Source organism: Stieleria maiorica (genome assembly GCF_008035925.1).
Taxonomy (GTDB): Bacteria; Planctomycetota; Planctomycetia; order Pirellulales; family Pirellulaceae; genus Stieleria; species Stieleria maiorica.
Map to the genome: position 1 here is coordinate 489,495 of NZ_CP036264.1, position 12,543 is coordinate 502,037.

The 12,543-nt window shown below is 61.1% G+C and carries 11 protein-coding genes; 3 read left to right on the forward strand and 8 right to left on the reverse strand.

Annotation, left to right across the window (positions count from 1 at the left end; genetic code table 11):
• Window positions 1–42 precede the first annotated feature (42 nt).
• Both hemW and Mal15_RS01500 read right to left on the reverse strand, forming a co-directional pair.
• Window positions 43–1,188, reverse strand: a complete 1,146-nt coding sequence (hemW, locus tag Mal15_RS01495; RefSeq protein WP_233903225.1) for a radical SAM family heme chaperone HemW — start codon at window positions 1,186–1,188, stop codon at window positions 43–45.
• Window positions 1,189–1,363: 175 nt separating this feature from the next.
• Window positions 1,364–3,022 carry a hypothetical protein gene (locus Mal15_RS01500; RefSeq protein WP_147866124.1) on the reverse strand — a complete coding sequence of 553 codons (1,659 nt, stop codon included), beginning with the start codon at window positions 3,020–3,022 and terminating at the stop codon, window positions 1,364–1,366.
• Between the two features lie 106 nt (window positions 3,023–3,128).
• Between Mal15_RS01500 and Mal15_RS01505 the strand changes: the two genes are divergently transcribed.
• Window positions 3,129–3,605 (forward strand): thiol-disulfide oxidoreductase DCC family protein, encoded by a 477-nt coding sequence (locus Mal15_RS01505; protein ID WP_147866125.1) that lies wholly within the window; start codon window positions 3,129–3,131, stop codon window positions 3,603–3,605.
• 164 nt (window positions 3,606–3,769) lie between these two features.
• On the opposite strand, the gene Mal15_RS01510 is transcribed toward Mal15_RS01505, so the two are convergent.
• The 3 genes from Mal15_RS01510 to Mal15_RS01520 all read right to left on the reverse strand — a co-directional run bounded on the left by Mal15_RS01510 (window position 3,770) and on the right by Mal15_RS01520 (window position 6,907).
• Window positions 3,770–4,573 (reverse strand): phosphoribosylformylglycinamidine synthase subunit PurQ, encoded by an 804-nt coding sequence (locus Mal15_RS01510; protein ID WP_147866126.1) that lies wholly within the window; start codon window positions 4,571–4,573, stop codon window positions 3,770–3,772.
• Window positions 4,574–4,821: 248 nt separating this feature from the next.
• Complete coding sequence (locus tag Mal15_RS01515) at window positions 4,822–6,237, reverse strand: sporulation protein (protein ID WP_167546573.1); 1,416 nt, start codon at window positions 6,235–6,237, stop codon at window positions 4,822–4,824.
• Window positions 6,212–6,907 carry a hypothetical protein gene (locus Mal15_RS01520; protein ID WP_147866128.1) on the reverse strand — a complete coding sequence of 232 codons (696 nt, stop codon included), beginning with the start codon at window positions 6,905–6,907 and terminating at the stop codon, window positions 6,212–6,214. The genes Mal15_RS01515 and Mal15_RS01520 overlap by 26 nt, the downstream gene beginning before the upstream one ends.
• 203 nt (window positions 6,908–7,110) lie before the next feature.
• On the opposite strand from Mal15_RS01520, the gene Mal15_RS01525 reads away from it, so the two are divergent.
• Window positions 7,111–8,127 (forward strand): hypothetical protein, encoded by a 1,017-nt coding sequence (locus Mal15_RS01525; protein ID WP_147866129.1) that lies wholly within the window; start codon window positions 7,111–7,113, stop codon window positions 8,125–8,127.
• Window positions 8,124–8,594, forward strand: a complete 471-nt coding sequence (locus Mal15_RS01530; protein ID WP_147866130.1) for a PH domain-containing protein — start codon at window positions 8,124–8,126, stop codon at window positions 8,592–8,594. Before Mal15_RS01525 ends, Mal15_RS01530 begins: the two co-directional genes overlap by 4 nt.
• Window positions 8,595–8,893: 299 nt before the next feature.
• Here Mal15_RS01530 and Mal15_RS01535 read toward each other — a convergent pair whose 3' ends face one another.
• The 3 genes from Mal15_RS01535 to Mal15_RS01545 all read right to left on the reverse strand — a co-directional run bounded on the left by Mal15_RS01535 (window position 8,894) and on the right by Mal15_RS01545 (window position 12,389).
• A complete protein-coding gene (locus tag Mal15_RS01535) occupies window positions 8,894–9,724 on the reverse strand; it encodes a class I SAM-dependent methyltransferase (protein ID WP_147866131.1) in 831 nt (276 codons plus the stop codon).
• Window positions 9,721–10,206, reverse strand: a complete 486-nt coding sequence (locus tag Mal15_RS01540) for a methylated-DNA--[protein]-cysteine S-methyltransferase (protein WP_167546574.1) — start codon at window positions 10,204–10,206, stop codon at window positions 9,721–9,723. Before Mal15_RS01540 ends, Mal15_RS01535 begins: the two co-directional genes overlap by 4 nt.
• A gap of 242 nt (window positions 10,207–10,448) precedes the next feature.
• A complete protein-coding gene (locus Mal15_RS01545) occupies window positions 10,449–12,389 on the reverse strand; it encodes a preprotein translocase subunit SecA (RefSeq protein ID WP_167546575.1) in 1,941 nt (646 codons plus the stop codon).
• Between the last annotated feature and the right edge of the window lie 154 nt (window positions 12,390–12,543).

Sequence of the window (12,543 nt, forward strand, 5' to 3'; positions counted from 1 at the left end):
AAGACGGCCCGGAAGGGACCGTCGTACTTAGAGATGCGGTTGTTAGCCTAACAACTCGCGGGCGACGGTGTCGGCGAAGTGGATTCCGCGTGCGGTCAGTTGGATGTGATCGCCGGTTCGGCGGATCAGTCCTTGTGCTTGCAGGCGCTCAAGCGGTCGGGCGTACAGAGACCCGATGTCGACACCGGTGCGTGCGTGGATCTGTGACAGGTCGACCCCATCGATCATGCGAACACCGAATGCCACACCCTCGCGTCCCGCTTCTTCGGCACTGATGGTTTCCGATTCCGCGATCGGGTTTTCGCGGTTTTCGATCCGTTTCAGGTAGGTCGTCGTGCTGCGGTGGTTCATGACGCGCTGGCCATCAACAAAGGCCGCGGCGCCGGGGCCGGCCGCGTACCAAGGGTCGCCTTGCCAGTAAGCAAGATTGTGTCGGCAGCGATAACCCGACTTCGCAAAGCTTGAAATCTCATAGTGCAGCAGGCCCGCGGCAGCAAAGACCTCGCGCCCCAAGTCATACATCGCGATCTCCGTCGATTCGTCCACCTCCGACAGATCGCCACGGTGCCGGCGGGTCCAGAACGAGGTGCCTTTCTCATACGTCAACGAATACGTCGAGACATGCGTGATCGGAAGCGATGCCGCAATCCGCAGGTCTTCTGCCCAGGCGGAAACGGTTTCCCCTGGTGCGGCAAAGATCAAGTCGATCGAGACGTTGGGGATTTGTTCGGCGACTTGCTGGATGACCTCCGCTGCCGATCGCCCACTGTGGCTGCGTTCCAGCACCGCCAGTTTGCGGTCGTCAAACGATTGGATCCCCAAGCTGACACGATTGACTCCGATCCCGGACATGACCTCCAATTTTTCCGCCGTGATGTCTTCGGGGTTCGCCTCCATCGTCCATTCGAACCCCTCGGCCAACTCGAAGTGACGACGGAGCGATTGGAGGAACCGCTGCAGTCGCTCGATCGGCAAATGCGTCGGTGTGCCACCGCCGACGAACAAGGTGTCCAGGACGGGAGCGCGATTAGCGGTGCTCGCGAGTTGCTCCAATTCCCGATCGATTGCCGCCAGATAGCGGTCCATCAAGTCATCGCGATCGGCGACGACGCTGAAGTTGCAGTAACCGCATCGGTGTCGGCAAAACGGGACATGGATGTACGCGGAGCGGGGGAGGGGCCAGTTCATCAAGAAGCCGGTTTCCATCGGGCATCCAGACGCGACGGCCCGGAAGGGGCGTCGTACCAAAGCGAGCTTAGCAGGGGCGACGGCCCGGAAGGGCCATCGTACGTAGGGGGGCTTAGCAGGGGCGACGGCCCGGAAGGGCCATCGTACGTAAGGGGGCCGATCCAACTTTGTTGCATCACTGGCCGGCGCGTAGTTTGTTGAAGTAATCCATGGCGTGCTCGCGCTCGGTGCGGGGCAGTTGTTGGTTTTCCAACGGATCACTTTCTTCGCTGAAGGAACTTTCGATCGCGCGTTTGACGTCTTCGCGGCTGATCCCTTTGCGGTTCGGCCCGTCGGCGAACCCGGAAATCACTGCCTTGCCTTTTTTGACCTGACCGCGGACTTGGGTTTCGTAGGTGTTGGTGTCGCCCTCTTCTTCCGGTCGATCGCCTTGCCCGGAGCCTTCACCGAGTCCATCGCCTTGCCCATCACCCTGGCCCATTCCCATCCCCATGCCCTGGCATTGTTGGCAACCGCCGCCGCCACAGGAACTGCAACGCATCTGTTCTTTCGATTGCGAGAGATCGTTCATGGCGTCTTCCAGGTCCTTCAGTTCACTCATCTCTTGCTGCATATCGCCGAGTTGGTCGGCCATTGCATCGAGTGCATCGGCGGCTTGCTTGGAGTCGCCGTTTTGCATCGCCTGGGCTGCCTGGCCGAGCTTGTCAGCCATCTGCTGCATTTGCTGTGATTGTTGTTTCGATCGCTGCTGCATTTCATTGAGCTGTTGCTGCATCTTGGCGGCGTCCTGCGAACGGCCTTCGCGCTTGGCTTGCTCGATCTTTTCTTTCAACTCGTCCTGCTTGCGCTTTTGTTCGGCGATCGTTTTTTCGAGCTGGTCCTTGAGCTGTTGGACCTGATTTTTCAGCTGCTCTTTTTCTTTGTCGCTGAGTGTGCCGTCTTTCATTTTTTGGGCGAGCTTGCGCATCGCCTGCTCGGCTTTACCGAAATCGCCTTTGGCGATCGACTTGGCCGCTTCGTCGGCCGGTCCGGCTTGCAGCGAATTCATTTGCGCCATTGCTTTGCGCATCTGGTCGTTGGATCCCAATTGATCGCGGCGTTCTTCGAGCTGCTTCTTCAGATCGTTCAGCGCGATCATCGCCTCCTTTCGATCGACGTTTTTCTTTTCGGTGATCTTGTTCAGATCCTTTTCGAGTTTTTCGAACAGGTCCTGGGCTTCTTTCAGTCCCTTGGCTTCGGCGTTGCGTTTTTGTTGCTCGATTCGCTTTTTCAATTGCAGCGACGCGCGTTTGACTTGGGCGGCCACGGCGGGATCGATTTCATCGGCGCCGCCCGAGTCCGGCGGTCCGGCCGGGTCGACCAGAATCAGAACCAGCACCAGGATGGGAGTGATCGCCAGGGGCAGCCATCCGAGCCGGCTGGGTTGGAAGCCGAACTTTTCGGCGATCTTGATTTTGTCGGCCCGCCGATCGGCATCGCTGATCACCGCCAATCCGAATTCCGATTCCCGGTCGGCCGCGGACATTGAAAGCGAGCTGCTGAGTCGTTCGCTGAGTCCGAAGCGTTTGTCGACTTCCAACGCCACCCGGTCTCGACTCGGGGCGGTAGCCACCGCGTAGGCCAATGCGCCGAGAACAGCGACGACGATCGACCCGACGATCCAGGCCGTGTTCCAGGTTTGCACGTCCACCTCGACTGCCCGAATGCCCGGGACGGCACAGGCGATCGTGGCGACGATCAACGCCGCAAACAGGGCGACGCAAAGCGAACGCCCGAAAATACCTAAAATCAGGCGACGGCGTGCGTTTCGAACTTGGGACTCAATTCGGTTCATGGCGGTAGCCTTGGGTGTGTTGCGGCCTACAATGCAAGTATAGGAACCCGGGGCAGCCCGATGGCAGCGAGATTCCCCCCCGACTTACCCGTTTTTCGCAAATTTCATGGCGGAAACAGCCCCCCAATCACTCCCCGTCGCCCGCGAGAACGGCCTGCCGGACCCGGCAGAGCTGCCCGGTGCCGATGTGGTGATCTATGACGGCGACTGCAAGTTTTGCATCGGGCAGGTCAAAAACCTGCGACGGCTAGATTGCTGCGGCGGGCGATTGTCGTTTCTGTCCTTGCATGATCCGCGGGTGGCGGAGCGTTACCCGGACCTGACATACGATCAGTTGATGGCACAAATGTATGTCGTCGATTCCCAGGGCCGCCGACACGGGGGCGGGGACGCGGTCCGCTACCTCAGCCGGCGGTTGCCGCTGCTATGGCCGGCCGCTCCGATCCTTCACCTCCCGGGAACCGCGAACCTGTGGCGTTGGGCGTACAACCAAGTTGCCAAGCGTCGCTACAAATTGGCGGGCAAGAAATCCGACGATGCGGGTTGCGAGAACGACGCCTGTGCTGTGCACTTCGGGGAATAGCGGGAAAGGCGTCTTGAGGGCTTCGTTGTACGACGTCCTTTCTAGGTCGTCGCGGAGAGTCGTTTACGACGACGGCCCGGAAGGGCCATCGTACCGCGATTCAGCTCGACGGCCCAGAAGGGCCATCGTACTCGGAGAGCACCCGGAGTGACGATGCCGCGTTTTTAAGCAAACCATTTGACGGCGTTTTGGAACATCGCCAGTCCGTCGCCGGCGGCGGGTTGTTCTTTGCGGCGCGTCCAATACGGGTGCTGTGTCGGATCGATGTGTCGCTCGGGGTGAGGCATCAGGCCGAACACGCGTCCGGTCGAATCGCAGACCCCGGCGACGTTGGCATCGGCACCGTTGGGGTTGGCCGGAAAATCCAGCGGGGTGTCTTCGACGGTGCCGTTGGTGTCGCGGGCATAGCGCAGGCACAGCCGACCGGCGTCGCGGAGTTCGCCGAGCACAGCTTGGTCGCGGGCGACAAACTTGCCTTCGGCATGGGCCATCGGCAGGTACATGTGCTGGATGTCCCTCAGAAAGACGCACTTGGATCCGTCGGTAGCCAGATCGACCCAGCGGTCCTCGAAGCGACCGTGGTTGTTCCAGGTCAACGTGGCCGGATCGTGCTCGCCGGCGGCGTCAACGTTTTCGGTCAGCACGCCCAGTCGCATCAGCACTTGCATGCCGTTGCAGATCCCCAGCACCAATCGGTCGCCCTTGCCGTGGACGAATGTGTCGACCAGATCGGCCAAGTGGTTCCTCATCCGGGTCGCAAGAATCCGGCCGGCGGCGATGTCATCCCCATAGCTGAATCCGCCGGGCAGGCAGAGGATTTGATAACGATCTTTCAGCGTCGCATTTTCGATCAGGCGATTGACGTGAACCCGCTCGGTGCTCGCGCCGGCGCGCTCGAAGGCGTATGCGGTTTCTTCGTCGCAATTGGTGCCGGGGGCACGCAACACGAGGACTCGGGGGGACGACATGTCGAAAGCTTGCGAGACGGGTGGGGCGGACAAATACGGGGCCGGCAGCGGGGAACGGGGGCAGCCGGCACCTGAAAACTCTGGCCGCGAGTTTATTCCTTGCCGGCCCGCTTTCCTAGCGGACTGCATTGCTGGGCGGCGTGGAAAGGGATTGTACGACGTCCTTTCTAGGTCGTCGCGCAGAGCCCCACGGGCGACAGCCCGGAAGGGCTGTCGTACTTGCGAAAAGCGGCGGCAACCGCTGCTGTCTAGCGAACCAGCACCTTGATTTGCAGCCGGCGGTGCGGGTGGTCCCAGCCGACGATGGTGCCGCGACAGCGCCACTGGTCGTGCCCGGCTTGCTCGAATTCGTCCGCCAATTCGTGGGGGATGTACAGCACCAGGGGCAGCGGCGGGTCGGTGTGGCGGGCCCAAACGGCATAGCCGTCCTTGTAGACGTGCGGGTCCTCCTCACCGCTGTAGAGCAGCCGCCGTTCGATCAGGGTGTCGATTTCGAACGTCATCCCGGTCACCGCTTCGACCAAACGATGCAGTTGGGCGTCATCATTGCGAGAGTTCCAGAGGTGGGTCGCGGTTTCGGCGAACGTGATGTCATCGACCGATGGCGACGGGGCGGGGGGCACGGCGTGGGCGGCGTCCAGAGCCAGGTGCTTTTCCGCCGGTTCGACCGCTTCGGCCGACCGGCCGTCGGGGGCGACCAACAGTTTCAGCGAGTGGGTCCAGTCGGGCCAACGCGGGATGTCGACCCGTAATTCGATCGTCCAAACCAGATCGTTGTCGCTGAGGTCGAAAGAATAGGGCACATCGCCGGGGATCGGAAAATCAAGTTGAAATTCCTTGCGGTCGCCGGCTTGCAACGTCGCGGCGCCTTCGAGTTCATGGCGATCGGTGAAGAACGTGTTGCGGTGTGTCGTGCGATTGCTGCCGCTGCCGCTGATGCAGACTTCCGTTCCGGTCAGCTCGGCACTGATCGAATTAATTGTGAAACGGCGTTTGGGTTGGAACGCCAACCGCGCCCGGACTCGACCGCCCGGTGCGACTTGGGGCGTGATCAATTCGACGTGGACGTTGCCGAGCAACCATTTCGGCAGCAGTTTTTTGGCGGCGATCAAGCCCACCAGTGGAATCAGGATGCCCGCCGCAATCAGACCTGCAAACGGATTGACGACGAAGGTGACGACCAGGAAACCCAGCCCGATCGCCATCAGGCCCAGCACCAAGATGACCAGTCCATACCCGATGCAGCCTCCCACCGCGGTGGCCGTCGGCGAGTCGGAGTGATCGGGTCCGGCGATCGGACGCATCACGAATTCCGCGGAGGCTTTTGGATCGAAGGCCCAAGGGATCTTTGCCCGCGCGTCGATGTAGTGATCGACGTTGATGTAGTTGCCGTGATAGCTGGGCGGCCAAGCTGCGACTTCCAATTCAAATCGATACGATTCACGCTGGCCGGCACTCCATTGACCGGCAAACAGCGTGACGGTTTCGGTGGTGCCCCGGGCGACGTTGCCGCGGCCGTGGGTTCGCCACCCCGAACTGATCTCCAGTCCCTTGCAATTCACGTCGGCGTCGGCCAGCACGTGCAGCGTCCCGGTGATCTTGTCCTCGCCGACATAAACCCGATCGGGGTGATCCAATTCAATCGATAAATCGCATTTCGCCATGATGACTGACCTGAGCTTGCACGATGTCGTAAAGGTAACTTTCGATGCTCCGAACATCGGTCCCGAATCGCCGAATCAATTCCGCCACATCGTCTTCGCCGATGCGCGGGACGGGGCGATGGGGATCGCGCCGTGATGCCATGATGCGTCGATTCAAGATTTCAGTGAGCTGCGTGACCGAGAGCGACAAACCGATCTTTTCGGTCGTCACCGTGTATCCGGCGCGGTGGAGTGCGCCGGACAGATCGTTGTGGGTCGCTAAAACCAGCGTCACGCCGCTGGCGAGAACTTTGCGCCGGACCCGCCCGGGCAACCGCTGGGCTTCATCGATCAGCAGGGGCTCGCCGGTCGGAATCGACGGGCACGGTTGGTCCTCGGGCAAGTAAACGTAACTGGCCGATGGGAATCGCTTGCCGATGGCCAGCATGCGCGTGGTTTTGCCGCGACCGCAGTCCCCGATCAACTGGTAAGCATGCCGGGGCTGAAATGTGATCTGTCCGTCGGCATCGGATCGATGGCCGATCGCCGCGACGATCGCGTCGACCGAAACGACGGCCAGTTCGGCGCGCTCGCTGCGCGTCAGTTCCCCGAAGGGGTTGCGAAACAGGTTGGCGCCCGGCCAGCGAGATTGGGGACGTGGCGCGAGCGATGGCGTACAATCGGGATCCATCGGCCGTTCCCGAGATGTGCATTCGTGCTCCGACGCAACGGAGGATGTTTTCGCGGGCTGAGACATTTTGCTACTATGCCGCTGGTAAGTGGGATTGGCAAGATTGATCGGGAACGACCGATCGGTACTGCGCTGCTGAATGATTTGTAGCCCCACGGCTGTTCTGTTCCTTCTTCCATTGGATCATCTCGAAGGCGGATTTGATGAGCGAAACGTTTTCCGACCCGACCGGTTCGACGGTCGTCTCCGCCCCCACGCTGTATCGGCGCAGCGGCAAGGTCTCGCCGGTCAGCCTGGTGGTCGCCGCCGCCGTGTTGATTCCTCTGGGGATCATTTTTGGTGCCATCTATTCGGCCGCCGTCGTGTATTTGCCGTTCATCAAGCTGCGTGGTCTGGTCACGTTTTTTGTCGGTGCCGGATTCGGGGTGATCGCCGGTTCCTTGTGCTACAAATTGAAGTACCGCAATTGGCTGATGGCGTTTTTGACCGTGATCGGGTTCACGGCGATCGGGTACTACAGTTCCTGGGCGGTGCATCCGGCGCTGGTGATCGGTGCCGGTGAACTCGGCGAGGACTTTGTGCCCTTGATGATTCAAGGCTTTGATCCGCTGATGATTGTCGGTTGGATGAAGGGAATCTATACCGATGGTATCTGGGCCATGGGAGCCGGCGGCGGGGGCGCGCTTTCTGGTTGGGGAGCGGTGGCAGTTTGGGTATTGGAAGCCGGATTGATCTTCGGCACCGCGTTCGTCTCCGGCATGGCCGCCTACGGCAACCGTCCGTTCTGCGAACACTGTTACCGCTGGAACGACGAGACCGAGGAACTGGCGGTGCTGCCGGTTTCGACGACCGATCCGGCATGGAACCAGGTCCGGAACGGTAACTTCGATGCGCTCAAGAAACTTCAAATCGACCATGATTCGGATGCCAGCTACGTCGAACTGAGGCTGGCGGATTGCCCGACCTGTGACGAGAGTGATTATTTGTCCGCGATCGGCATCACATTGACGGTGGACGATGGGCAGTTAAAAAAGAACGAGACCGACATCTTTCGCCATCTGAGCGTGACGCGGCAACAGCGGGATGAGATTGTGGAGTTTGCCGCGGCGATGGCCGAAGCCGTCCAGTTGATGAAGGAAGAGGAGGCGTTGAATGAGCCCTCCGGTGAAGAAGCCGAATCTTCGGTCGGCGAGGAAATCGATCCGAACGAGCCATCATGATGACTGACGACGCGGCAGCACGCCACGCCGACACACCGCCACACAAAACCGTCTATGTTTCTGCCGTCGATTGGTGGATCGCGATCCTGCTGATGCTAGGACCGGTGATCTGTGTCGGCATGACGGGAATTTTGTTGCAACAAGGCCGCCAGCAAGATGCCCTGTATTGTCTGATCGCCGGGGCAGGAACGCTGTTGGTCACCGGGATGTTCACCGTCCCCTGCCGCTACACCATTTTGCCCGACACGTTGTCGATCCGCTGCGGCATCCTGTTCATGCGCGTGCCACTGAAGCAGATCAAGGCGATCGAACCGAGCGGCAGTTGGTTGAGCGGACCCGCGCTTTCCGTGCGCCGCGTCAAGATCAGCACGGCCTCGCGGTTCTACCTGGTCTCCCCGGTCGACCGCGAGCGGTTCATCGAAGAATTGACCGCGGCGGTTGAGAATTCAAGCGAAGTCATGCCGTGATGGATGGTTGACTCACAGCAGCCCTCGGGCGACGAATCACGAGTGACATCAGCCGATTCGCGCAAGCGTTCGGTCCCCAGTGTCGATGGAGGCCCAGTGTCGATGGAGGCCCAGTGTCGATGGAGGCCCGTAGGCTGGCGCCAAACGGCTGATCCCAAGAGGGGTTATGCCTCGTTCCCGGGCTCCGCCTGGGAACGGGAATCTCTGGAGGCTCCGCCTCCGGTTACGCGGGGTGTGTGGCGGGAGCCACAGCGGCAGTGCGTTCCAAGGCGGAGCCTTTAGAACGAGGCGGCGAAGTACTAGCCTGCTTTCCGAAACACGAATTCGTTGCAGCCCCAGCCGTTGCCGACGGTGGTCAAGTTGATCAGCTGTAACCGCCGGCCGACCAGCGGCAGGATGACGTCCTCGGGCTTGGCGACCTCGAAGGGCAGCCCACCGACCCAATCGACCCAGTCATGCCATGCCGACATGCCGCGATCGGCACGCTTTCGTTTCCAATCGGAAAAGGGCAGCGGATTGCGCCCTCTGGCCAGTCGAGCCAGTGCGAATTTAAATTCGTACCACGCCGCAACGGCCGCAACCCAAATCGGCCGCACCGCTTTCGGCAGACGATGATACGTTCGTTTGATCCACAGCCAACGTCGGCTCGCGCCGCCCTGGTCGTTGTAGATCGCGATCGCAAGTCGTCCGTCGTCGGCCACACGTGCGGCGGCCAGCTCAATCGCGCGTTGCATCTGGCCGGTGTGGTGCAGAACGCCCCAGCTGTAGACGACATCGAACCGCCCCAGGGATTCCATCAGCGTTTCATCCAACGCGGACCCTTGGCGGATTTCCCAGCGTGAGGGCGGAACTGAATCACGTTCGCGCAAACGCTCGGTGCAGGCGACGCACTGTCGATCAAAATCGATCGAGACGACGTCGGCGCCCAAACGAGAGGCGGCCAACGAAAACAGTCCGCTGCCGCTGCCGAGGTCCAAGAAACGCCGGCCGTGCAGCGGTTTTCCGTCGCCGCCGTCTTCAAGGCACAACAGCTCCGCGAGGGAACGACAGGCTTGGTCGATGCGTTGATCGTCCAGCTGGTTTAAGAAGGAGGCCCAGTTTTCGCCGAATGCGAACCGCGCTTCACTCATTCGGATTCCAAGTCCAGTAGAAACTGTTTGGTTTGAAGCCCGCCGGGGGCGCTGAAGCCCCGTAATCCGCCTCCGGCACCGACGACCCGGTGGCAGGGGATGACCAGCAGCACACGATTGCGGGCCATCGCCGCGCCGACGGCGCGACTGGCGGCACCGTTTCCCGCTCGATGTGCCAGTTCTTTGTAAGTGATCGTCGTTCCCGGCGTGATCGCGCGACAGCACTGGTAAACACGTTTGGTGAATTCTGTCCAACCTTGGTCGTCCAAAGTGACGCCATCGAACGCCGCGTGACCGGTGCCAAAGTACTCGTGCAACCGTTGATCCAGATCTTCCGCTCGCCCGTCGCAGAAGTCCACGCCGTCTCGGTCGGTTTGACGGTCTTCCCATCGCAAGGAAAAGAGTCCCGCGGTGGTCCACGTCGACGTCATCGTTCCCAGCACGGTGGTGTGGAGCGATTCCACGACGGACGGTGCAGACATCGTCTCTGTCGCTGGGGTGGTGGTCACTGCCATGATGGATCCGCCGGAGAGATTGGAATTGGGGGGGCGTGAGAGGCTCTGTTATAGCGTTCGCCCTCGTCCGCACAAAACCCACCCACGGCGGTCAGCTTGGTTTTGGGTAGTGGACGAGGCGACGAGTCCATTCGGATTGCGATCCTGCGAGGACTGTTCGCGTCGTCCACTACCGTTACCCGGCCGCGAAACCTATCGCTGACAGAGCACTAGGCGCGCTTTGCCAGGGAGGATTGCACCGACTCGACCCAGTCGTCGTGGGCGACCATGCGTTGGCGTTGGGTCAACGCGTCGGCTTCGGCATGTCGCTGCAACCTTCGTAGCGGCGCCGAGAAATCTTTGCGGCACTCACCGGTCGGGCCCGCCGCGGCGACCATTTCGGCCGCGAGTTCTGGGGCGCGGGCACGCACCATTTCATCTTCGGCGGAGGCATAGAACTGGCAGCTTCCCGGATCGCCTTGACGTCCGGCGCGTCCGGCCAGTTGGCGATCGACGCGTCGGCAGGCATGCATTTCGGCGGCGGCGACATGCAACCCGCCGGCGGCCAGGGCTGCGGGATCGAGTTTGATGTCGGTTCCGCGTCCGGCCATGTTGGTGGCGACGGTGACGGTTCCCGCGACGCCGGCTCGGGCGACGATCGACGCCTCTTCATCGTCCTGCAAACCGTTCAAGACGACGTGCGCGATGCCTTTGGCGGCCAACCGTCCACTCAGCTGCTTGCTCTCGTCGATCGTCCGCGTCCCGATCAACACCGGCTGGCCACGTCGACTTCGCCCGGCTGCGTCGTCGGCGATCGCGTCGAATTTGTTTTCACAGGAATCAAAGCACCGCAGCGGAAGCTGTTTCCGCTGGCAGGGGCGGTGGGTTTCGACACGGACGACGGGCAATCGATAAAACTCGCGCAGCTCCGATTCACTGTCTTCGGCCGTCCCGGTCAGTCCGGCCACACCGTCGTAAAACCCGATGTAGCGCTGACGGGTGATCCGAGCGTGGGTTTCGTTTTCGGCGGTCGCTTCGACGTGCTCTTTGACCTCAACAGCTTGATGCAACCCGCCGCTCCATTTTCGTTCGTCATGGATGCGGCCCGTGTTCTGGTCGACGATCATGACCTGATCATCTCGCACGACGTAATCGACGTCGCGCCTGAGCATGAACTCTGCACGGAGCGCGTTCTCCACCAATTGACTCCAAGGGCGGGCGAGCTGGCCTGCGGGACGACCGTCGAATGCTTCGTGGATGACCTTCCAACCCTCGGCTGTCAATCGAATGGTGCGTTTGACGGTGTCGATGACGTAGTCTCGGTTTTCGTTCAACCCCAAGGTCACACGACGGGCGAATTGATACAGCGCCGGCGCGGTCGCCGCGCGGCTCTTGCCTCCGCTCAGGATCAACGGCGTGGTGGCTTCGTCGATCAACACGCTGTCGGCTTCGTCGATGATCGCGAACGCGTGACCGCGCTGGGCGACAGAGATTTCACCGGCGTCGAACCCCTGCAACGAACGAAGGAATTCATCGCCGAGTCGACGTCGATGCCGCGCGCGAAGGGCCAGTTGGTCCCTCAGAAAATCAAAGCCAAATTCGTACCCCGGACCGTAGGTGATATCACACCCGTACGCCTGAGTCTTTTCGTCGGTCGGTCCTTGCGGTTGCAGCAGACCGACGCTTAAGCCGAGCATCGCGTAGACCGGACGGAGTTCATCGTGGTCGCGTCGAGACAGGTATTCGTTGGTGGTCGCGACGTGCACGCCCCCCCCAGACCAAGCGTGCAGCACCGTCGGCAGCGCCGTCGTGATCGTTTTGCCTTCGCCCGTTTGAATTTCGGCGATGGTCCCGGCGGCCAGAGCGAAACCGCCGCACAGTTGGACGTCGTAGTAGGACATGCCCGTCACCCGTCGCAACGCTTCGCCGGTCAATGCGAAGGACTCGACGGCGTTTTCGACCAGGATGGCCTGGTCGCGGGTGCGAATCCGATCGCGACATTGGCCGGCGACGGCGCGAAAGGATCGATCGTCCAGCGCGGCGAGTTGTCGACCGCGGTTGCGAACCTGTTCGATCCACTGTCCTGTCGATTGCGACACCGTTTGCATGCCACGCTTCGGTTGCCCGGTCAGGCCGCGATAGCTGGTGATGGTGTGGCGTGAGCGGAGCATGGGCGGGGCGTGACGCGTGAAAACCGAAGGAGACACGTCATTAAAATCGACGGATTCACTTCGCGCACTCCAAGTGTCTTCAGGGCGCCGGTCGGATAGGACGGAAAAAGCGAGTTTTCGGATATGACAATCGTTCCGGCGGGAATAACCAGTC